The organism is Olleya sp. R77988 (assembly GCF_044594215.1).
Lineage (GTDB): Bacteria > Bacteroidota > Bacteroidia > Flavobacteriales > Flavobacteriaceae > Olleya.
In genome coordinates this window covers 2,860,758-2,883,483 of sequence record NZ_CP138988.1, presented here as the reverse complement: position 1 = coordinate 2,883,483, position 22,726 = coordinate 2,860,758, and the positions used below count along the sequence as shown (strand labels likewise).

Genomic DNA, 22,726 nt, shown 5'->3' with positions numbered 1-22,726 from the left:
ACTAATAATATGAAATTAGTAATTGTTACAGCAGTAGAAGAATTTCAAAAAGAGGTTTTGAAGCTTTTCAAAAAGGCAAATATTGAAAATTTTAGCAGTTCTGATATTGATGGATATAAAAATGGATCCTCATTATTAATGGCTTCTAATTGGTTTTCGGCTGGAAAAAATGGTAATGAATCTAGTATGTTTTTTTCTTTTACAGAAGAAGAAAATATTGATGCCTTATTCAATTTAATAAAAGAATTTAATTCAAATTTAGAGACTAACAACCCTTTAAAAGCAGTTGTAGTTCCTATAGAAAAATTTATATAAACTTAAAATTAATAAAAATGTTAAATACATATTTTAGAGTAATTGTTGGAGTGATGGTATTATTAAGTGTAGTACTTTCTGTTTACGTAAGCCCAAAATGGATGTGGTTTACTGTGTTTATTGGTGTAAACTTAATACAATCTGCCTTTACAAAATGGTGTTTATTAGAAACAATATTAGTAAAATTAGGCGTTAAAAAAGAAGGGGAAGGTTGTAGTATAAACTAAAATCTATTATCCTATAGATTTAGTATTCTTTTAGGTCTTAAAATTTCCATAATCTAATTGTAGCAGTTACATTTGCTCAAAATTATTTTATGGATTTTTTTTTACAACCTTGGTCTTGGTTTTTTTCTGGGCTTTTAATAGCCATTACAATGCTTGTTTTATTGCTAATGGGTAAACGGTTTGGAATGTCTTCCAATCTAAGAACTTTTTGTACAATTTGTGGAGCAGGAAAGTTTAGCACTTTCTTTCGTTTTAATTGGAAACAAGATAATTGGAATCTATTTGTTGTTTTAGGAGCTGTTATAGGTGGTTTTTTAGCGTCTAATTTTCTTTCAAATGGGAAAATTCCAGACATTAGTCAATCAACCAAGGAAGGCTTAAAACAAATACAATTTTCTACAGAAAATAATTATTTACCAAAAGAGCTATTTTCAATAGAAGCTTTACAAAACCCTAAAACTATAATTTTATTAATTATTGGAGGCTTACTAATTGGCTTTGGAGCTAGATATGCAGGAGGTTGTACGTCTGGACATGCTATATTTGGACTTAGTAATTTACAAAGACCTTCATTAATTGCAGTTATTGGTTTTTTTATAGGAGGATTAATAATGATTCATTTAATATTCCCTTTAATATTTTAAAAAAAATGAGAAACATCGTCTATATTTTTATCGGAGTTTTTTTTGGGATTATAATGTATAAATCTGAAGCTGCTTCTTGGTTTAGGATTTATGAAATGTTTAGGTTTGAATCCTTTCATATGTATGGTATTATAGGTACTGCTTTAGGGTTTGGTATTTTGTTTATTCAACTTATAAAACGTTATAACATTAAGTCTTTTGATGATCAACCAATAGTAATTGTCGATAAAGAAAAATCGGTTTATCGTTATTTAATTGGCGGAATTATTTTTGGATTAGGTTGGGCTTTAGCAGGTTCTTGTCCTGGTCCAATATTTGTGCTTATTGGAGCTGGTTTCTTACCAATTATTATTGTATTGTTATCTGCAATCCTTGGTACTTTTTTATATGGTCTTTTAAAAGATAAATTGCCACATTAAAATTTTGAAATAATTGATTAATCATTTAATTTTCAGAAAACTGTAACGTTTTCTGGATTGATGCGTCTTATTAGTATCAATCATCAAATTAAATCAAAATGAAATCAGATAGACAATTATTAGTTTTAACCCATTTAAGTCAATTAGTAACTTTAGTTTTGGGCTTTGGAAGTTTAATCTTACCATTAATATTATGGTTAACACAAAAAGACAAAGTTTATCAAATGGATGCTCATGGTAAAAGCATTGTAAATTTTCAGATTAGTTTAGTCGTTTTATATATAGTTTGCATCCCATTAATTTTATTGTTTGGTTTAGGTTTTTTAGGATGGTTTGTTTTAGGACTAGTCTCTGTAATTTATCCAGTAATTAATGCAATTAAAGTCAGTAATGGCGAAAACCCAGAATACCCTTTATCTTTTAATTTTATTAGTTAGTTATATTAAGTTGATAAAGAGAAAAACGCAACCCATTGGGTTGCGTTTTTTATTTTAATAATAAATTATTGTCTTATAAATTCTAAATCAGAATAGTCTGGCAAAAGTAAGTTACCGTTTGTTGTAAATTGAAACGAAGTAACAATATCATCATCGTCGTCATCCATTGAAATAGTTAATAGATTATTGTCAATGTTCCATTCAAAACCAGAAGCAGAAGATGTTGTTCCATTGTTATCAGATGTTAATACAGTCCTCATTCCATTAACATTATCTTCAAGGAAATGTAATTTAAACTCAAAGGTTGGATTTGTTGTATAATCATTACGTAACCATTCTCCAATAATTGGATGTACAGTAGTCGTATCGTCATCATTTTTACATGAAAATTGAGTAAGGGTTATTAAACAAACTAGAATTAGTCTGATGCTATTAGTCATAATCTTGGATTAATTTTAAATCTTAATAATTTGAATTTTAGGGAATTATTAAGGCTTTTTAATTATTGTAAAAGTAATAAATAATTTAAAATTAGATAATAAAAAAAGCAATTCTTACGAATTGCTTTTTTTATTTGTTTTACAGTGATGATTACTAGCTATTTAACATAACTGGCATTACTAACATTGTTACAGTTTCTCCTTCTTCTAAATCATCAATTGGTGTTAAAATACCAGCTCTATTTGGCATACTTAACTCTAATTGTACTTCGTTAGAGTTTAGGTTATTTAGCATTTCTGTTAAAAATCTAGAGTTAAACCCAATTTGCATGTCGTCTCCTTGATAATCACAAGTTAAACGCTCTTCTGCTTTGTTAGAGTAATCTATATCTTCTGCAGAAATGTTTAATTCTGCTCCAGCAATCTTTAATCTAATTTGGTGTGTTGTTTTGTTTGAGAAAATACTAACACGACGAACAGAGTTTAAAAACTGTGTTCTGTCTATTGTTAATTTATTTGGATTCTCTTTTGGTATTACTGCTTCGTAATTAGGATATTTTCCATCAATTAAACGACAGATTAAAACGGTGTTTTCAAAAGTGAATTTTGCGTTAGAATCGTTATACTCGATAGTAATTTCTTCATCACTTGATCCTAAAATTCCTTTTAAAAGATTTAAAGGTTTTTTAGGCATAATAAATTCGGCTACTTGAGATGCTTTAACATCAACACGACCGTACTTTACTAATTTATGTGCATCTGTAGCAACAAATGTTAAACCTTCTGTTGAAAACTGAAAGAATACACCACTCATTACAGGTCTTAAATCATCATTACCAGCAGCAAAAATTGTTTTGTTAATTGCAGTTGCTAATATGTGTCCTGGCATTGTCGTACTACTTGGATCTTCTAGGCTTACAGCTTTAGGGAACTCGTTTCCATCTGCATAAGCTAAGGCGTATTTACCATGATTAGAGCTGATTTCAACCGTGTTGTTTTCTTCAATAACAAAAGTTAAGGGTTGTTCTGGAAATGTTTTTAAAGTGTCTAATAATAAACGTGCAGGAATTGCAACGGTTCCATCATTATCACTTTCTATGTCTAAAACCGCAGACATTGTCGTTTCTAAATCACTTGCAGAAACGGTTAGTTTGTTTTGGTTTATTTCGAATAAAAAATTATCTAAAATTGGTAATGTATTTGAGCTGTTTATAACACCTCCTAAAACCTGTAATTGTTTTAGTAAATACGTACTTGATACAATAAATTTCATTATTTATCTGCGTTTGGTTCTGTTAATATTGGTATTACAAATATATTGCTAATGTGTCTAAATTGGAAACAAACTTATTAACACTTATTTAGCGTATTTTTTTCGTCTAAAATAGTTAAAGATAAATCCAAAAACACCTAGTAAAATCAATGGAAGTAAGATGTTTAAGAGTTGCCACTTTGTTTTTTGTTCTGTGATTTTTTCTGGATTTAAAAAGGCTACTGCTATATCTTTAGATCGAATGTTTATAAGTCCAGTATCATCTAAAAGGTAATTAGCCACGTTTACTAAAAATTCTTTATTACCAAAAGTTTGTCCTGTGTATTTATCAAAACCAAGCTCTTCAACACCTTTTCTACTTACTTCATTTTTAATAACATCTCCATCAGAAATAACAACCATTTTTGTTGGTACGCTTTCATCTTTATTTCCAGAGATTTTAACTGGTTTTACTCTATTTTTATAAGCTGAAGTAAATCTGTTTTCTAATAATACTGCTAGTGTTTGTGGTCCTTTGTTAAACAATTTTGGGTCTAATTTATCATTAACCATATCCAAGCTAATCTCTCTTGGTGTGCCTTCTAATTTACTTAAAGGTGCACTTTGAAGTAGAATGGTTTTTTTGGTTGTACTTTTTAAGGTATCCATTGGATTTGCAAAATCAAACCTTAAAAAGTCTAAATTATTAACTATTGGATGGTTAGATTGTCCTTTTGCTAAAGGCGAATAGGTCCAAGGATAACTCTGGAATTGACTGTTGCTACCTTCTCCAGAAGCTAAAGTAATAGGTGCAGAGTACATAGAACTTACAATTAACGGATTGATACGTACACCATATTTAAAGAAAAAATCGGTTAGATTTAAATCCATTGGTATTGCTACGTTTTTTCCTAAATCGTTATACAAACTATCTTTGTCCATTGCCACCTTTTCTAGTAACCATAAACTTTTTCCACCATTCATGGTGTATTGATCTAAAATGTATTTTTCCTCTTCAGTAAAAACTTCTGTAGGTTTTGCATTAATAATTAAGTCAAAATCTTGTAGTTTTTTTAATGTGCTTTCTGCATTTTTGGATACACTATCTAAAGTAAATGGAGCTATATAATAATAGTCTTTTAATGTTTTAATATAATCTGCTATATATCTATTCTCAAGTTGTCCATTTCCTCTTAAAACTGCTATTTTACGTCGTTTTGGGTTAACCAACTTACTTAAACCATCTGCAAAAGCATATTCTAAATGCTGTACAGAATTGGTTACTAGTTGTTGTTGCGTTGCTCCAATCGTATTTTTTACTAACGGAATTTTAACCGTTTGTTCATTATAGCTTGCTAAAGCCCAAGGAAAAATAACCGCTTGACTTGATTTACCGTTTTCTTTAACGGTTAATTGCATTGGTGTTAATCCTCTGTCATTTAATTGTTTGATGTTTTGATCGCGAGTCGCATCATTTTCAATTGGGTTAATAAAGTTGAAACTGATATTGCTGTTATAAGCAGAAAACTCTTCTAAAAGCTGTTTGGTTTCGGTTTTTAGTTTTCTAAACTCTGACGGAAACTCTTCGCCTTCCAAAAATACATCAATAACTACTGGAGATTCTACTTTATTAATAATATCTAAAGCTGATTGATTAAGCGTATAACGTTGGTCTGACGTTAAGTCAAAACGTTTGTATACTTTATTTGCTAGTATATTAATTGCAATTAATACAATAATTAAAAGTCCTATATGTTTGATGGTTTTATTCAAAATCTTTCTCCATTTTATAGGTTTTTATTTTAGCAACAGTATCGTTTTTAAATTGTACTTCTAAGCATTCTTGTTGGTTGTTAAATGCGCCAGGTTTAAAACCTAAGTTGTAATTCCATTGCTCTTTACTATTAGCTTTTATTACTTCGTCCCAACCAAACCATTCTGGTTTTCCAAAGTCAGCTTCAATCTCTTGCTTTGTTTTTCCTATTAGTTGGTTGTTGTTATTTAACTGATCCATCATTTCAAATCTAAGTTCAGGAAATTCTGCCCAATTTTCAGCATTAAAATGTTTTTGATGATGGTAGCTTGAAAAAATATTTAGCATTGGATAAAATACCCAAAAATAGAGTAGAGGTGTTGCCACTATACTAACCAATAGGCTAATCCATTTGTTGTTACCAATGGTTTTTATAAATAGCCAAGCCAAAATAAAAACAATAATAAACGATAATACTAGTCCAAACGTTATAACCATTATCCTTTTTTTATATTGAATTTAGTTAGAGCTATAAAAAATACAGTGATACTTAAAAAATAGATGATATCTCTAGTATCTAAGACACCACGACTCATGCTTTTATAATGTGCGTTCATCCCTAAGTTTTCAATAAAATTGCTTGAAGTGACGTCTGCAATACCTTCAAAACCAATAAAGAAAAACAAGCATAAAAATACTGCAACTATAAAAGCAACAATTTGATTGTCTGATAAGGTTGAAGCAAATACACCAATTGCTGTATAAGCTGCTACTAAAAATAGCAATCCAAAATAAGATCCTAAAGTACTTCCAAAATCTAGATTCCCAACAGGATTACCTAATTGGTTAATTGTGTAAACGTATAATAATGTAGGAATTAAAGCGATGATAATTAATACAAAAGCGCCAAAATATTTACCTAATACTAATTGTAATGTGCTAATAGGTTTGGTTAACAATAACTCTAAAGTCCCTTGTTTTTTCTCGTCACTAAAGCTACGCATTGTGACTGCCGAAATTAAAAATATTAAAATCCAAGGTGCTAATAAAAAGAAGGTTGATAAATCTGCAAATCCATTGTCAAGGATATTAAATTCACCTTTAAAAACCCATAAAAACAAACCGTTTAGTAATAAAAATATACCAATAACTAAATAGCCAATTGGTGAAGCGAAAAATGAGTTTATTTCTTTTTTAAGTATGGCTAGCATTGTTTGGTTATTTGTTTTTTGTTGATGTGGTTGTTTGTTTTATAACGAAATATTATTATTTCACTTTTCACTCAAGCGAAGCCAACTTATCCACACTCCAAGCTTCAGGTTTTGCATTAAACAAAGGTTTGGTCTTTGCCCAAACGCCTTTAAATAGGTCTGAGTTTCTATAATTTTCTAAATCACTTTCTTCATCCCAATAACTATACGTAAAAAACACATTGGTATTGTGTTTGTCTCTATATAGTTCTAGCAATTGATTGCCTTCAAAATTTCTAATTTTTTGTTTTACGATTTCAAAATTAGCTAAAAAGGTGTCAATATGTTCTTCAGCAAAACTTAATTTTACAATTCTTACAAACATTCAAAATTATTTTATAAAATTAATAGTTACAGTATCACGTAATCCTAATCCCATAAGCGTACTTGCGCTACCAACGGTTTGATTATTACTTTTATAAATGGCAATTTCTAAATAGTTTGAGCTGTTAAAAACTACCAAACCACGTCCTTCGTCATTACGTTTGTCTTCTGGAGTTTCAAAGTTTACAATGTCGCTATACTTGGTATGTATTTTTTTGAATTTATAATTTCTTGCAGATACTTCATAAGCTCTGCCTTTTTGAATTTTTTCAAAAAAGTTTTTTCTAATGTTTGTAACTACGTTTCCGTAATTATCAATATAAATAATACTTCCTATTAGTTGTGTTTGCTCTTCATTGACATAAGGGACTAGATTTTTTATAGGCTTAATATTGTTTATAGTTTTTCCTATAACTTCTAAAGTACCACCACGTGCTATATGACAAGCTACTTTTACAAAAACATCTAAAACAGGAAAACTAGTTTCTATTTTGTCATGTATATTAATTTCGACTAGTTTAGAAGGCGCTATTTCATTAGCAATCATACTCATTATTCCGTTGTTTGCACAAACAAAATAATGTTCGTCCAATTCAACAGCTATATGCTTGTTTTCTGGGTTAATTTCCGAGTCTATTCCAATAACATGTATGGTGCCTTTTGGAAAACTACTATAAGCGTTTTGTATAATGTAAGCAGCTTCTGCACTATTAAAAGGAGATACAGAATGTGAGATATCAACAATTTTAACTTCAGGTAATTCACTATAAATAGCGCCTTTTATCGCGCCAGCAAAGTGATCTTTCTCTCCAAAGTCTGTAGTTAGTGTTATAATTGCCATTAATTATTGTTGATATTTTTTTAACCTACAACCCATAAATATTGATTAAGTTTGTTAGGTTAGCAATACAAAAACAAAGCTAATAAAATTGTATAGATTAATTTAAAAAATCGACGCTTTTGAATGAAATAATTATTGAATTAGAAGAGATCTCTCCAAAAGAGTTTTTTGGAACAGGTAATGAAAACATAAAATTATTAAAAAAGTATTTTCCAAAACTTAAAATAGTTGCAAGAGGAAATAAAATTAAAGCATTAGGTGATCAAGAACTTTTAGAAGAATTTGATCGCAGAATAACTATGCTGCTTAAACATTTTTCTAAATATAATAAGTTAGACGAAAATAGTATAGAGCGTGTTTTAACTAGCCAGAGTAGTGACGATTATTCTACAACAGACCAAAGTGGAGAGGTTTTAGTCCATGGTGCAAATGGTAAACCTATTAAAGCAATAACAGCAAACCAACGTAAAATGGTAGAGTTAATGCGCAAAAACGATATGGTATTTGCTATAGGTCCAGCAGGAACAGGAAAAACATATACAGGTGTTGCATTAGCAGTAAGAGCCTTAAAAAACAAAGAAGTTAAGCGTATTATATTAACACGTCCAGCAGTAGAAGCAGGTGAAAATCTTGGGTTTTTACCAGGAGATTTAAAAGAAAAATTAGATCCATATATGCAACCCATTTATGATGCATTACGCGATATGATTCCTGCTGAAAAACTAGCACATTATATAGAAAACGGAACCATTCAAATTGCACCTTTAGCTTTTATGCGTGGACGTACTTTAGATAATGCTTTTGTGATTTTGGATGAAGGTCAAAATACAACCCATGCACAAATGAAGATGTTTTTAACCAGAATGGGAAAAAGCGCAAAATTTTTATTAACAGGTGATCCAGGACAAATAGATTTACCAAGACGAACTATTTCTGGTTTAAAAGAAGCTTTGCTTATTTTAAAAGGAGTAGAGGGTGTTGGGATGATTTTTCTAGACGATAAAGACGTTGTGCGTCATAAATTAGTAAAGAAAATTATTGCAGCTTATAAAAGTATAGAAAATAGAGAGTAATAAATAGTCTAAAGTTTCTTTAAATTTGCGTCACTTCTAGTGATTTATGAGGTGCGAATAAATTGTATCGAGAAGCAAAACAAATTACAAACAAATCTAATGAGTAATACAATTACAGAATCCAATTTTAACTTTCCAAACCAAAAAAGTGTTTACATCGGAAAAGTTAGAGTAGTACATAATATAAACGATAAAGAGCTAGTAATGATAGCTACAGATCGTTTAAGTGCTTTTGATGTGGTGATGCCTAAAGGTATTCCGTTTAAAGGTCAAATCCTAAATCAGATTGCTACAAGTATGATGAAAGCTACTGAAGATTTAGTGCCAAATTGGCTAACATCAACTCCAGATCCAAACGTAGCAGTTGGACATTTATGTACACCTTTTAAAGTTGAAATGGTAATACGTGGTTATATGTCTGGTCATGCTGCACGCGAGTATAAAGCTGGAAGACGCTTACTTTGTGGTGTTGTAATGCCAGAAGGAATGAAAGAAAATGATAAGTTTCCTGAGCCAATTATTACACCTGCTACTAAAGCAGAAATGGGAGACCATGACGAAGATATCTCGCGAGAAGATATTATTGCAAAAGGTATTGTTGCAGAAGAAGATTACTTAGTTTTAGAAGATTATACCAGAAAATTATTTAAAAGAGGAACAGAAATTGCTGCCTCTAGAGGATTAATTTTAGTAGATACTAAATATGAATTTGGTAAAACCAAAGACGGAAAAATTGTATTAATTGACGAGATACACACACCAGATTCTTCACGCTATTTTTATGCAGATGGTTATCAAGAAAGACAAGATAAAGGCGAAGCACAAAAACAATTGTCTAAAGAGTTTGTGCGTCAATGGTTAATAGCTAATAACTTTCAAGGATTAGAAGGGCAAACAGTACCAGAAATGTCGGACGATTATATTGAAACAGTATCAGAACGTTATATTGAATTATATGAAAACATTATGGGAGAACCTTTTGTAAAAGCTGATGTTTCTAATATTCAAGAGCGTATTAAGCAAAATGTTTTGGAGTATTTGAATAAATAAAAATTAAATTTAATATAATAAAAAAAGCCTGCAATTGCAGGCTTTTTTTATTGGTGTTTTTGTTATGTAAACAAGTTTTGTATAGTTTTATTTCTTTTCTTTTCGTAAAATTTTCTCCATTTTGCGTCCTCTTGCCAATTCGTCAATTAGCTTTTCCAATTGTCTAGTTTGTTTGTATAATTCAAACTCACTCTCAATATCTTCAATTCGATAACCACAAACAACTCCTTTAATCATATGTGCATTAGCATGTATTTTAGATTTTTCAAAAAATGTTTTATAAGTTGCTTTGTTATCAATAAGTGCATGTAAAGTGTCTTGATTAAAACCAGTAAACCATTCTATTACTTGATTAAGTTCTTCTTTTGTTCTTCCATTTTTTACCAATCTATTTAGGTAAAGTGGATAAATAGATCCAAATATCATATTGGCGACCTTTTCATTTTTTTCGGCTGTAACTTTCATTTTTAAAATTTAATAATAGTAACTATGCTATATGATTAGCTGTGTGATTAAATAACCAATTTAGTAAATATAAACCGAATAAAAAATCTGTTTTGATTTTTATAGTTAAACTTAAAATTTTGTTATTTAACTACGTAGTTTTTTATATAACCTTCTAATTTTATTATAAACAAAAGTGTTGGTTCTGATGTAGTAAAAAGATATTATACAAACTACAATCATAAACACAATTGCTCCAATAATAGCTTGGGTTGGAGTAAAGCTTTTGTAAAAAAAATGTTTTAAACTAAAGCCAATAAAACTACCATAGATTAGCATAAAATGTATCACGTAAATTGATAGTGTTTTTTGACCAATTTTAGTAATAATAGCTTGCTTTAAGTAGTTTTCAAAAGTATAAAATAAACCAAAAATAATTAATACATTACCAAGTCTGCTAAACAAATAATTATAACTAGCACTTTGCGTAAAAAGAGGTATATCAAATACTCTGTCAGTAATGACTAATGCATGAGAAGAGTAGTAGGTTAAAAACAATCCAATGCATAAAAAACCAATAATTTTATAAATTTTATAATTGTTTTTATGGCCAAACTTGTCAAACAAAACAGCAATAAAACCTCCAAAACAAACAAAACCAAACCATGGGATAATGGTAAATACAGATCCATTTTTAGTACTTAAATAATTGGTAAGTAATATAGGTGCATTTTCAAATTGCAATGTTCGGTATAATGGCTCAGATACAAAAATGCTAAAACCAATAGTAATAAATAATACTGCTAAAATCCATTGATTTTTAAAGCTTAAGTAATACAATCCAATAATAAAAATTAAAGATAATCCTATGCATTGCAAAACATCAACTTCTAAAAACCGTAATGCAAAACCTTGATATATTAATGTGGAAAAAGAAAACCGAAGTGCATAACCTATCCCAATAAGTAGTAACCCACGATTATACCCTTTTTTTATTCGTGCTTTATCTGTACCCTTTGTTTTTGCTTTTAATAATAAAAACACAAAAACTAAACCAGTAATAGTAAAAAAAACAGGAGCAGTTATCCCTCTTAAATAAGACCAAATATTATAAATAGCATTAGAGTTGTCTCTAAAAATAGGATTTAAAAGTGTATCAATAAAATGACCTTGCAACATCATTAAAATGGCAAATGCACGCACAGCATCAAGGAAAAATAAACGTGTTGGTTTCAAAAAAGGCTAGTTGTTAGTCTTGTAAAGATAATAGTTATATTTAAAGTCTAAAATAATGGATAAGCATGTATGAAAAAATAGATGAGTTTATTGGTGATTTTGCATCCTTTGTTTGGGGCTTACCCTTACTAATATTATTAATTGGAGGTGGTTTGTATCTTTTGATATTATCTAAATTTTTACCATTTAGACATTTAGGACATGCTTTACAAGTACTTCGTGGTAAATATGATAATAAAGATGACGAAGGAGAGATCACACACTTTCAAGCTTTAACTACTGCATTGTCGTCTACTATTGGTATGGGTAATATTTCAGGAGTAGCAGTAGCTATTTCTGTTGGTGGTCCAGGAGCAGTGTTTTGGATGTGGATAAGTGCAATTGTTGGTATGTCTACTAAATTTTTCACATCAAGTTTAGCCATTATGTTTCGTGGTAAAGATAGTGCTGGAAAAACACAAGGTGGACCAATGTATTTTATTGTAGAAGGTTTGGGTAAGCATTGGAAACCTCTTGCAATATTCTTTAGTTTATGTGGATTAATAGGTGCATTGCCTGTATTTAATGTTAATCAATTAACACAAGCTATTAATGATATTTTATTAAAGCCTAATCATATTGATTTTGGTTTTAGTTTTGATTTATTTGAAGATGCATATCACATTTCATCAAATCTAATCATAGGATTAACTTTAGTCGCAATAACCTCAATAGTCATTTTAGGAGGTTTAAACAGAATTAGTAAAGTAGCTTCAAAGTTGATTCCTAGTATGGTATTGCTGTATTTTGTTTTAATTCTTATTATTTTATTCGCTAATGCGGAAGTGGTGCCTCAATATTTCAAGCTAATTTTTACAGATGCTTTTGCAGCAGAAAATTATACAGGAGATTCCTTTTTAGGAGGTGTATTAGGTGCCTTGATTATTTTAGGAGTCCGTCGTGGAGCTTTTTCAAACGAAGCAGGTATTGGTACAGCACCTTTGGCGCATGGAGCAGCAAAAACAAATGAGCCTATCAGAGAAGGTTTAGTCGCTATGTTAGGTCCTGCAATAGATACTTTAATAGTGTGTACATTAACAGCATTAGCTATTTTAGTAACTGGTGTTTGGCAGACATCAGATGCTAATGGAGTTAGTTTAACAGCAAAAGCTTTTGATAGTGTAATGCCAATATATGGAAAGTACTTATTGTTAATTTGTATAGTAATATTTAGTGTTTCCTCTTTGTTTTCCTACTCGTATTATGGTAGTAAATGTTTATCGTTTTTGATAGGAGATAAAAAGAAACATTACTATAATTATTTTTATATACTTAGTATTATATTAGGAGCAGTAACCTCAATAGATTTAATGATTAATCTAATTGATGGAGTATTTGCACTTATGGCAATTCCAACAATGATTGCCACAATAATTTTAGCGCCTAAAGTGGTAAAAGCATCAAAGAACTATTTTAAAAGGATGAATTTATAACACATATATTTTTAACTAAAGAGTTTCCTTACATTTAATAGATTTTATATGCAATTTGTATTTTAATTGCTAAATTGATATATTTATGCTAAATTAATATATATGACTGTAGATTTGTGTCCAAATTGTGGTTCTGATCACTATATAAAAAGCGGAATAGTTAACGATAGACAACGTTATAAGTGTAAAAAATGTAACTACTTTTTTTCAGTTAATAAAATGGGAAAAAAGATAGATGACTATTACGTTAACAAATCATTGCAATTGTATTTAGAAGGACTAACCTATCGAGAAATAGAACGTATTTTAGGAATCTCTCACGTTAGTATCATGAATTGGGTTAAAAAGTATAATATTAAACGTCCTTATAATTCCAATTATCATCCAACTTATAAAATATTAAATGCTTCAGAACTAGGGATCTATTTTAGTAATGCAGAAAACATTAAAGGTGCAGGTGTTGTAGTTACTGAGTTAGGAGATAAATTTATGCTTATTAAATGGGAGCGTTTTAAAGATTAGTATATTAAGTTAACGTTTAAGTATATTAATTTTCTGTTAACAGATTGTTTTTAAGAGTTTAGTAGTGCACACAAAACCAATTAATTACTAACTAATCCTTTAAACAATGAGAAAACAAACCCTTTTATTGGTCGGACTTTTACTTGCGTCCTTCCAATTTATGAATGCTCAAGGCTCACCAGATTATACAGGTGGTCTTAAAGTAAAATTTAATGAAGATGGATCTAAATATCTTCGTGTTATTTCTTGGGCGCAAATGCAAGCAGGATATAATTTTGATCCAGGACCAACCTCTAGTGCTTTAAATTTTAATCTTCGTAGAGCTAGAGTCTTAATGTTCTCCCAGATTACAGATAAATTTATGATTTTAACACATTTTGGGCTTAACAGCTTAAATAGTGGTTCTTTAAGTCCAACAGGAAAAGGAGAAGGATCTCAATTATTTATGCATGATGTTTGGGCACAATACAGTTTAGGTAAAGACCATGCTGTAGGTGGTGGATTGCATTATTTTAATGGTATTTCTAGGTTAAACAATCAAAGTACATTAAATATGATGACGTTGGATAACAATCGTCAATCTTGGGCAACCATAGGTCTTTCAGATCAGTTTGCAAGACATATTGGTGTTTTTGCAAAAGGTAAATTTGATAAACTACAATATCGTGTTGCAATAAACGATGCTAGTGCAAATACTTTAGATCCAAACACACCAACTGCTGGAGGTTCTGCGGTTTATAATGGTAGAAGTTTACTAGGGTCTAAAGATGCTGGTAAAGCTTATGCAGGTTATTTTGATTATCACTTTTTTGATCAAGAATCTAACTTTTTGCCTTATAAAGTAGGAAGTTATTTAGGAGGTAAAAAAATATTTAATATTGGTGCAGGTTTCTTCTTACATCCAAAAGGAGCAGTTGTAGACACTGGTACTGCATTATCACCAAACTTAGAAGGTGAAGATGTTTCAATTTTTGCTGTAGATGCTTTTTATGATGCTCCAATTGGAGATGATGGAAGTGCTATTACTGCATATGCTGTTTACCAAAGTAATGATTACGGAAAAGATTACTTGCATAGTGCTTATGGTACTGGAAGTATGATTTATGCACATGTAGGCTATGTTCTTGGTGGAGATAAAACAAAAACTAGATACCAACCATATGCGTCTTTTGGTACAAATAGCTATGATGCAGTAAGTGATGACATGACCAATTTTGGTTTAGGTGTTAATGCTTATTTCAGTGGACATAATTCAAAATTAACTTTAGAATATAAAAATCAAAAATTTGGTAGCGTTGACTCAAGTGGGTTAACACTTCAAGCAATGATTTATCTATAAAAACTAATAACTATGAGTGAAAAACAAAAACACGCAACAGCGTACTGGAAAGAAAACCTTAGGTATTTAGTTATACTACTTGCTATTTGGTTTATAGTATCCTTTGGATGCGGAATATTATTTAGAGAAGCTTTAGATACTATTAGACTAGGTGGTTTCAAACTAGGCTTCTGGTTTGCACAACAAGGATCAATATATGTATTCGTAATACTAATTTTCGTTTACATAAGATTAATGAACAAACTAGATAAAAAATACGGTTTCGACGAGTAACCCTTAACAAAACTTAAAACAAAAAAATTATGAGTGTACAAACTTGGACATGGTTGTTAGTAGGGATTACTTTCGCCTTATATTTCGGAATAGCAATTTGGGCTAGAGCAGGCTCAACAAAAGAATTTTATGTTGCTGGAGGAGGCGTTTCTCCCTTAGCAAATGGTATGGCAACAGCAGCAGATTGGATGTCTGCAGCCTCCTTTATTAGTATGGCAGGAATTATATCCTTTGCAGGTTATGATGGTTCTGTTTACCTTATGGGATGGACTGGTGGATATGTGCTATTAGCATTATTGTTAGCACCTTATTTACGTAAGTTTGGTAAGTTTACTGTACCAGATTTTATTGGAGACAGATATTATTCTAACACAGCAAGAACAGTAGCAGTAATCTGCGCATTAATTGTATCGTTTACTTATGTTGCTGGTCAAATGCGTGGTGTTGGTATTGTATTTTCTCAATTCTTACAAGTAGATATTAATTTAGGTGTAATTATTGGTATGGCAGTAGTACTAACTTTTGCGCTATTAGGAGGAATGAAAGGAATTACATATACGCAAGTAGCACAATATTGTGTATTAATCTTTGCTTTTATGGTACCTGCATTCTTTATTTCTATGCAAATGACAGGTAACATCATTCCTCAATTAGGAATGGGTGGAACAGTTGAAGGAGGAGAATTTCTACTAGACAAACTAGATGCCTTACACACGCAATTAGGATTTAACGAGTACACCAGTGGTACAAAATCTACTTGGGATGTGTTTGCAATCACATTGGCATTAATGACAGGTACAGCAGGATTGCCACACGTAATCGTTCGTTTCTTTACAGTGCCAAAAGTAAAAGATGCACGTAAGTCTGCTGGTTATGCATTATTGTTAATAGCAATTTTATATACTACAGCACCTGCAATTGCTGTGTTTTCAAGAACAAACTTAATTGAAACTGTAAGTGAAAAAAGTTATTCTGAAATTCCAGAATGGTTTAAAACTTGGGAAAACACAGGTTTAATTGCTTGGTCAGATAAAAATGGAGATGGAAAAATCCAATATGTTGCTGGAAAAGCTTTAACAAGTAAAAAACCAGTATATACAGAAGCTAGAGGAGTAAGTGGAGAACGTATGATCTCTAACGCTAGTGAAGCTAAAAACGAATTGTATGTTGATAGAGATATCATGGTACTAGCAAATCCAGAAATTGCAAATCTGCCAAATTGGGTAATTGCATTGGTAGCAGCAGGTGGATTAGCAGCAGCTTTATCTACAGCAGCAGGATTATTATTAGTAATTTCAACTTCGGTGTCACACGATTTAATTAAAAAACAATTAAAACCAGACATTTCAGATAAAGGCGAATTATTAGCAGCAAGAATTTCAATTTTTGTAGCTATTTTAATAGCAGGTTACTTTGGTATAAATCCACCAGGATTTGTAGCAGCAGTCGTCGCGCTCGCATTCGGATTGGCAGCAGCATCATTCTTTCCAGCAATTATTTTAGGAATTTTTGATAAGCGTATGAACAGTCAAGGTGCAATAGCAGGAATGATAGTGGGTATCGTTTTAATGATGTTTTACATGATGAAATTTAAATTAAACATGTTTGGTGGAGGTACAAGTGCAGATTGGTGGTTTGGTACATCTCCAGAAGGATTTGGTACTATTGCAATGGTTGTAAACGTTGTAATATCATTAGTTGTATCTCGTATGACACCAGCTCCTCCACAAGATGTGCAGGATATGGTTGAAAGCATAAGAATACCTTCAGGAGCAGGTGAAGCTTCAAGTCATTAAATGCTTGTTCTTAAATAAATTATTTAGAACATAATTTTAATTTAGTTAGTTAGATAATCAGCATTGCATTTATGTAGTGCTGATTTCTTATATTTATAAACCATTTTATTTTTTTTCGCTTTCGCGGAAATAAAACAAGACCAACCAAAAATGAAAAAACGCCATGAACAAAAGCTAGTTGTATTATCATTAGCCTTGTTTTTAATTTTTAATATACCATTCATCCTTATTTTTAATTGTGAAGGCGCAATTTTTGGTATACCTACTTTTTATTTTTCAGTGTTTTCAATTTGGTTATTGTCTATAATAATTTCATATATCGTATTAAAACGTCATTATGAATAACTATTTTTTAATAGCAATTATTATTGCCTATTTAGCAGTGTTATTTTTCATTGCTTTTTTAGCTGAGAAAAAGCGACAAAGCAAATGGGTTAATAATCCATATGTTTACACATTGTCTTTGGCAGTCTATTGTTCGGCTTGGACCTATTATGGAAGTATAGGGATTGCAGCAAATTCTGGGATTAATTTTTTGCCTATTTATTTAGGACCTGTAATAGCAGCTCCTTTATGGATTATTGTCCTAAGAAAAGTCATAAGGATTTCTAAGCAACATAAAATTTCATCCATAGCAGATTTTATTTCTTTGCGTTACGGAAACAATAGGTTTCTTGGTGCATTAGTCACTGTAATTTGTTTATTTGGAACTTTGCCTTACATCTCTTTACAATTAAAAGCAGTGTCTGAAACATTTGCAATAATGTCTGATGATTCTAGTTACGTGTCAACAACAGTAATAGACGATTCAACTTTTTACGTAGCTTTATTATTGGCAATCTTTGCTACTTTTTTTGGTACACAAAATACTGATGCGTCTGAAAAACATAAAGGTATCATTGCTTCTGTAGCATTTGAATCTGTTTTAAAACTGGTGTTCTTTTTGGTTATAGGTGCATATATCACATTTTATTTATTTGATGGCACCACAGATATATACAATAAAATTTCAATTACAGAAAATTTTGCAGAGCTCACCACAATTGGAGGAATAGAAGATGGGTTTAATTGGTTTTTCATGATTGCTTTATCGTTTATAGCTGTCTTTTTATTGCCAAGACAATTTCAGGTATCTGTTTTAGAAAATAATAGAGAGAAGCATTTAAAAAAAGCTATTTGGTTATTTCCATTGTATTTATTACTGTTTAATCTTTTTGTAATTTTTATTGCTTGGGCAGGAAAATTAACTTTTGGAAGCACGCAAAATGCAGAATATTACACTTTACTGTTGCCTCTAGAAAACGGAAATTCATTTCTTGCAACCCTTGTGTTTTTAGGTGGTTTTTCAGCAGTCATTTCTATGGTAATTGTCTCTACATTAGCCTTATCCACTATGGTAAGTAATAACTTAATAATCCCTTATGGATTTTTAGACAAGTTTATTAAAAACCAGCCAGAGCGTAACTCTAAGTACATTAAAAATATTAGACGTATTTCTATTTTTACTATTATTATTACTGCATATTTCTTTTATGTCTCATTTTCAAAAGAACTGTCTTTATATTCAATAGGTTTAATATCCTTCGTAATTATTTCTCAATTAGCACCTTCCTTTTTTATTGGTTTATTCTGGAATCGTGGATCTTCAAAAGCAGCAATTAGTGGTATTGTTATAGGTTTTTTAATTACAGTTTATACTTTAGTTTTGCCTTTTACACTACAGGCATTTACTGGAACAGATGAATTTACACAACATGGATTAATGGGTATATCAGCTTTAAAACCCTATGCTTTATTAGGTATCGATTTTTTAAGCCCACCAGCACATGCTTTTTTCTGGAGTATGACATTTAATATTATGACTTACTTAGTGGTGTCATTAATGGCAAAAGGAAATTATAGAGAGCGTAATTATGCAGAAATGTTTGTGGATAGTCGCAACTTCTCAACACTTCAAGACAGTGCATTAGTCTGGAAAGGAGAAGCTTATGTTTCAGATATAAAAAGTGTATTGGTCAGATTTTTAGGCGATAAAAGAGCCACAAGAGCATTAACCATATTTTTTACTAAATACAAGTTGCCACATGACACGCAATTGGCAGATGCACGATTAATTAATTTTTCTGAAAAATTATTGACAGGAAGCATTGGTTCGGCTTCAGCCAAAATATTAATTGCAAGTGTGGTTAAAGAAGAACAAATTAGCCTGGTTGAAGTTTTAAAAATTTTAGAAGAATCTAAAGAAAACATAGTCAGTAATAAAGTGCTATTAGAAAAATCTAACGAGTTAACGCAACTGTCTTCAAAACTTAAAGATGCTAATCAAGAATTAATATCTAAAGACAAACAAAAGGATGAATTTTTAGACACTGTTGCACACGAGCTTAAAACACCAATTACAGGTATACGTGCTGCTACAGAGTTATTGATGGATGAGGAAGATGATATGCCTAAAGACATGAAGGCACAATTCTTAAAAAACATTTTGCAAGATTCAGATCGTTTAGGTCGTTTAATTAATAATATTCTAGACTTTGAAAAACTAGAAACAGGACGATTAAATTTAGATTTATCCTATAATGATATTCAAAAAACAATAGCAAAATCCATAAGTAGTATTTCTCAAATAGCAGTAAAAAAAGAAGTAAAAATCCTAAATAAAAATGTACACACCTTTAAAACTAATTATGATGAGGATCGTATACTACAAGTATTAACTAATTTACTATCCAATGCTATAAAGTTTTGCGAGCCTAAAAAAGGGATAATTACAGTGGATTATAAATTAGGAAATGCTTTTATAGAAATCTCTGTAACAGACAATGGTAAAGGGATTCCGGAAGAAGACCACGATTATATTTTTGATAAATTTTACCAATCACAACACCAAAACACTATTAAACCACAAGGAAGTGGATTAGGATTAGCTATTACAAAACAAATAGTAGAAAAGCATAACGGAAAAATTTGGGCAAAAAAAGGCATAAAAAATGGCGCAACACTTGTTTTTACCATACCTTTTAAGTAAATTGTTGTCGTAAAGTATGAAGAAGAAGATTTTAATTGTAGACGACGAGCCAAATATTGTAATGTCGCTAGAATACACTTTTAAAAAACAAGATTTTGAAGTGTTTATTGCAAGAGATGGAAGTGAGGCTATGGAGATTTTAAAACATCAAATACCTAATGTGGTTTTATTAGATATTATGATGCCAAATGTGGATGGTTATCAAACCCTAACACATATTAAAAGTACAGATAAATTAAAAGATACCAAAGTGGTGTTTTTAACAGCAAAAAATAAAGCTTCAGATATTGAAAAGGGTTTAAAACTTGGAGCAGATAAATATTTAACCAAACCTTTTTCAGTAAAAAAAATAGTTTCAGAAATACTGGAACTAGTGACTTAAAGATCGTCTTTTAAGTCTTTTGTTAAGTTGGTTTTGTGTGCAAACAAACTAAGTTTAATTAAAGTTTAAAGACATGAAATTTCACATCAATCCGTTGGCATCAGATATTATTATTAGTATCTATGTTATTGCTACGCTTTATTTAAGGTTTAAATTTGAAAGTCAAACCTATACAAGTCCTATGCTTTCTGTAGTTATGGGAATTTGCTTTATAGTAATTATTTGGGTGCTTATCAAGTTAAAAGTGCTAAATCCAAATTGGTTTGGACTACTAAATTCTAAAAAATAGTAGCCATGAATTACCAAAAATTTTACCAAAAAAGCATTCAGCAACCAGAACAATTTTGGAGCGATCAAGCACAGCAATTAGACTGGTTTAAAACACCAAAAAACATCCTATCAAAAGACCAGTATGATTATCCTCAATGGTTTGAAGATGGACAACTTAACTTAAGTTATCTGTGTATAGACAAGCACATTAAAGATGGTTTTGGAAACCAAAATGCTATTATTTTTGACTCTCCAGTAACCAATACAAAACAACACATTTCGTATAATCAATTGCATCAAGAAGTTTCTAGATTAGCTGGCGGACTGCAAGATTTAGGACTTAAAAAAGGAGATACTTGTATTATTTATATGCCAATGATTCCGCAAGCTTTATATGCTATGTTGGCTTGTGTAAGAATAGGTGTTATACATTCTGTTGTGTTTGGTGGATTTGCACCACATGAGTTAGCAATTAGAATTGACGATTGTAAACCAAAAGCGATCATAACAGCATCAAACGGTATAGAAATTAAGCGTATTATTCCTTACAAACCTTTTGTAGATGAAGCTATCGCTAAAGCGGAAAATAAGCCAGAACATGTTATTGTTTTTGATAGAGAATTAGATGTTGATATACCAAAAAAAGATTATGATGTAGATTATAAAACATTAGTTGAAAAATCTGCCTCAATTGAAGCTATTTCGGTAACATCCACACATCCATCATACATTTTATATACTTCTGGAACCACAGGTACACCAAAAGGAATTATTAGAGATACAGGTGGATATGCAACTGCTTTAAAATTTTCTATGAAATATGTTTATGGAGTTGATGAAGGTGATACCTTTTGGGCAGCAAGTGATGTTGGTTGGGTTGTAGGACACAGTTACATTGTATATGCACCATTATTAAACAGAAATACAACTGTTTTATTTGAAGGTAAACCAATAAAAACACCTGATGCATCAACCTTTTGGAGAGTCATTAGCGAGCATAACGTAAAAGTCATGTTTACTGCTCCAACAGCAATTAGAGCTATTAAAAAAGAAGATCCAAACGGAGATTTTTTGAAGCAATTTGACATGTCATGTTTAAAATATCAATTTTTAGCAGGAGAGCGTTGTGATGTTGCTACTTTAAAGTGGACAGAAAACAAATTAAAAGTACCAGTTATTGATCATTGGTGGCAAACAGAAAGCGGTTGGCCAATGTTAGCTAATATGGTTGGTGTAGGTTTACAAGACGTAAAACCAGGTTCAGCTAGTTTTCCTGTTTGTGGATATGATATACAAATTTTAAATGAAGAAGGAGAAGAAGTAGAGTCTAGTGTAGAAGGTTATGTAACAGTAAAACTACCTTTGCCACCAGGAACATTAAGTAATCTTTGGGAAAACCCAGACCGTTTTAAAACAGGTTATTTAGACCGTTTTCCAGGGTATTATTTTTCTGGAGATGGTGGATATAAAGACGAAGATGGTTATGTGTTTATAACTGGTCGTGTAGACGATATTATTAACGTTGCAGGACACAGATTATCTACTGCAGAAATGGAAGAAATTGTAGCCTCGCACAAATCTGTTGCAGAATGTGCAGTCTTTGGTGTGCATTGCGAATTGAAAGGACAAAAACCATTAGGTTTAGTGGTATTAAAATCTGGAGAAGTTTTAGAAAATGAAACCATTCAAAAACAAATAATACAAGATGTACGTAACGAGATTGGAGCAGTTGCTTCCTTTAGAGAGGTACTTGTTGTAAATAGATTACCAAAAACACGAAGCGGAAAAATTCTTCGTAAATTACTGCGTAATATCGCAGATGAAAAGCAATTTAATATTCCATCAACTATTGATGATGTTGCTATTATTGATGAAATAAAAACAATCTATCAAACCCATAATATTGGGATTCATAAATAACTATTTGTCATTGCTAAGA

Annotated in this window: 25 protein-coding genes; 16 read left to right on the top strand and 9 right to left on the bottom strand. The window is 30.9% G+C overall.

Annotated elements, in window-relative coordinates:
* Positions 1-9 precede the first annotated feature (9 nt).
* The 5 genes from SJY17_RS13070 (at position 10) to SJY17_RS13050 (ending at position 2,042) form a co-directional block, all read left to right on the top strand.
* The gene (locus SJY17_RS13070; RefSeq protein WP_397363006.1) at positions 10-315 is read left to right on the top strand and encodes a hypothetical protein; all 306 of its coding nucleotides are present in this window, start codon (positions 10-12) and stop codon (positions 313-315) included.
* Between the two features lie 17 nt (positions 316-332).
* Positions 333-542 (top strand): DUF2892 domain-containing protein, encoded by a 210-nt coding sequence (locus SJY17_RS13065; RefSeq protein WP_397363005.1) that lies wholly within the window; start codon positions 333-335, stop codon positions 540-542.
* Positions 543-631: 89 nt separating this feature from the next.
* On the top strand, positions 632-1,186 hold the full coding sequence (locus SJY17_RS13060) for a YeeE/YedE family protein (protein ID WP_397363004.1): 555 nt from the start codon (positions 632-634) through the stop codon (positions 1,184-1,186).
* Positions 1,187-1,191: 5 nt separating this feature from the next.
* Complete coding sequence (locus SJY17_RS13055) at positions 1,192-1,605, top strand: YeeE/YedE family protein (RefSeq protein WP_397363003.1); 414 nt, start codon at positions 1,192-1,194, stop codon at positions 1,603-1,605.
* Between the two features lie 98 nt (positions 1,606-1,703).
* Entirely contained in the window at positions 1,704-2,042 is a 339-nt protein-coding gene (locus SJY17_RS13050) for a DUF4870 domain-containing protein (RefSeq protein ID WP_397363002.1), read from the top strand.
* A gap of 65 nt (positions 2,043-2,107) precedes the next feature.
* Here the strand turns inward: SJY17_RS13050 and SJY17_RS13045 are convergent, their stop codons facing one another.
* From SJY17_RS13045 to SJY17_RS13015, 7 genes are all read right to left on the bottom strand, one after another.
* Positions 2,108-2,482, bottom strand: a complete 375-nt coding sequence (locus SJY17_RS13045) for a hypothetical protein (protein WP_397363001.1) — start codon at positions 2,480-2,482, stop codon at positions 2,108-2,110.
* Positions 2,483-2,636: 154 nt separating this feature from the next.
* The gene (dnaN, locus tag SJY17_RS13040; RefSeq protein WP_397363000.1) at positions 2,637-3,755 is read right to left on the bottom strand and encodes a DNA polymerase III subunit beta; all 1,119 of its coding nucleotides are present in this window, start codon (positions 3,753-3,755) and stop codon (positions 2,637-2,639) included.
* A gap of 84 nt (positions 3,756-3,839) precedes the next feature.
* Positions 3,840-5,507, bottom strand: coding sequence for a gliding motility-associated ABC transporter substrate-binding protein GldG (gene gldG, locus SJY17_RS13035; protein ID WP_397362999.1), 1,668 nt, complete (start codon positions 5,505-5,507; stop codon positions 3,840-3,842).
* Positions 5,500-5,985, bottom strand: coding sequence for a hypothetical protein (locus SJY17_RS13030; protein WP_397362998.1), 486 nt, complete (start codon positions 5,983-5,985; stop codon positions 5,500-5,502). The genes gldG and SJY17_RS13030 overlap by 8 nt, the downstream gene beginning before the upstream one ends.
* Positions 5,985-6,698 (bottom strand): gliding motility-associated ABC transporter permease subunit GldF, encoded by a 714-nt coding sequence (gldF, locus tag SJY17_RS13025; RefSeq protein ID WP_397362997.1) that lies wholly within the window; start codon positions 6,696-6,698, stop codon positions 5,985-5,987. The genes SJY17_RS13030 and gldF overlap by 1 nt, the downstream gene beginning before the upstream one ends.
* A 67-nt stretch (positions 6,699-6,765) precedes the next feature.
* Positions 6,766-7,062 (bottom strand): putative quinol monooxygenase, encoded by a 297-nt coding sequence (locus tag SJY17_RS13020; protein ID WP_397362996.1) that lies wholly within the window; start codon positions 7,060-7,062, stop codon positions 6,766-6,768.
* Positions 7,063-7,068: 6 nt separating this feature from the next.
* On the bottom strand, positions 7,069-7,902 hold the full coding sequence (locus SJY17_RS13015) for an S-adenosyl-l-methionine hydroxide adenosyltransferase family protein (RefSeq protein ID WP_397362995.1): 834 nt from the start codon (positions 7,900-7,902) through the stop codon (positions 7,069-7,071).
* Between the two features lie 119 nt (positions 7,903-8,021).
* On the opposite strand from SJY17_RS13015, the gene SJY17_RS13010 reads away from it, so the two are divergent.
* Positions 8,022-8,975 (top strand): PhoH family protein, encoded by a 954-nt coding sequence (locus SJY17_RS13010; protein WP_397362994.1) that lies wholly within the window; start codon positions 8,022-8,024, stop codon positions 8,973-8,975.
* Between the two features lie 99 nt (positions 8,976-9,074).
* Positions 9,075-10,025 carry a phosphoribosylaminoimidazolesuccinocarboxamide synthase gene (locus SJY17_RS13005; RefSeq protein ID WP_397362993.1) on the top strand — a complete coding sequence of 317 codons (951 nt, stop codon included), beginning with the start codon at positions 9,075-9,077 and terminating at the stop codon, positions 10,023-10,025.
* A gap of 87 nt (positions 10,026-10,112) precedes the next feature.
* Here SJY17_RS13005 and SJY17_RS13000 read toward each other — a convergent pair whose 3' ends face one another.
* Positions 10,113-10,490, bottom strand: coding sequence for a DUF2200 domain-containing protein (locus SJY17_RS13000; protein ID WP_397362992.1), 378 nt, complete (start codon positions 10,488-10,490; stop codon positions 10,113-10,115).
* A 126-nt stretch (positions 10,491-10,616) separates the two neighbouring features.
* On the bottom strand, positions 10,617-11,705 hold the full coding sequence (locus SJY17_RS12995; RefSeq protein WP_397362991.1) for a heparan-alpha-glucosaminide N-acetyltransferase domain-containing protein: 1,089 nt from the start codon (positions 11,703-11,705) through the stop codon (positions 10,617-10,619).
* Positions 11,706-11,770: 65 nt separating this feature from the next.
* Between SJY17_RS12995 and SJY17_RS12990 the strand changes: the two genes are divergently transcribed.
* The 9 genes from SJY17_RS12990 (at position 11,771) to SJY17_RS12950 (ending at position 22,707) form a co-directional block, all read left to right on the top strand.
* On the top strand, positions 11,771-13,177 hold the full coding sequence (locus SJY17_RS12990; protein WP_397362990.1) for an alanine/glycine:cation symporter family protein: 1,407 nt from the start codon (positions 11,771-11,773) through the stop codon (positions 13,175-13,177).
* A 102-nt stretch (positions 13,178-13,279) separates the two neighbouring features.
* Positions 13,280-13,699, top strand: a complete 420-nt coding sequence (locus SJY17_RS12985) for a hypothetical protein (protein WP_397362989.1) — start codon at positions 13,280-13,282, stop codon at positions 13,697-13,699.
* A gap of 106 nt (positions 13,700-13,805) precedes the next feature.
* Positions 13,806-15,038 carry a hypothetical protein gene (locus SJY17_RS12980; RefSeq protein WP_397362988.1) on the top strand — a complete coding sequence of 411 codons (1,233 nt, stop codon included), beginning with the start codon at positions 13,806-13,808 and terminating at the stop codon, positions 15,036-15,038.
* 12 nt (positions 15,039-15,050) lie between these two features.
* Positions 15,051-15,311 (top strand): DUF4212 domain-containing protein, encoded by a 261-nt coding sequence (locus SJY17_RS12975; RefSeq protein ID WP_397362987.1) that lies wholly within the window; start codon positions 15,051-15,053, stop codon positions 15,309-15,311.
* Between the two features lie 29 nt (positions 15,312-15,340).
* A complete protein-coding gene (locus SJY17_RS12970) occupies positions 15,341-17,107 on the top strand; it encodes a sodium:solute symporter family protein (RefSeq protein WP_397362986.1) in 1,767 nt (588 codons plus the stop codon).
* A 337-nt stretch (positions 17,108-17,444) separates the two neighbouring features.
* The gene (locus SJY17_RS12965) at positions 17,445-20,135 is read left to right on the top strand and encodes an ATP-binding protein (protein ID WP_397362985.1); all 2,691 of its coding nucleotides are present in this window, start codon (positions 17,445-17,447) and stop codon (positions 20,133-20,135) included.
* A gap of 16 nt (positions 20,136-20,151) precedes the next feature.
* Positions 20,152-20,517 carry a response regulator transcription factor gene (locus SJY17_RS12960; RefSeq protein ID WP_397362984.1) on the top strand — a complete coding sequence of 122 codons (366 nt, stop codon included), beginning with the start codon at positions 20,152-20,154 and terminating at the stop codon, positions 20,515-20,517.
* Between the two features lie 73 nt (positions 20,518-20,590).
* Positions 20,591-20,806, top strand: a complete 216-nt coding sequence (locus SJY17_RS12955; protein WP_397362983.1) for a hypothetical protein — start codon at positions 20,591-20,593, stop codon at positions 20,804-20,806.
* A gap of 5 nt (positions 20,807-20,811) precedes the next feature.
* Positions 20,812-22,707 (top strand): acetate--CoA ligase, encoded by a 1,896-nt coding sequence (locus tag SJY17_RS12950; RefSeq protein WP_397362982.1) that lies wholly within the window; start codon positions 20,812-20,814, stop codon positions 22,705-22,707.
* Positions 22,708-22,726 lie beyond the last annotated feature (19 nt).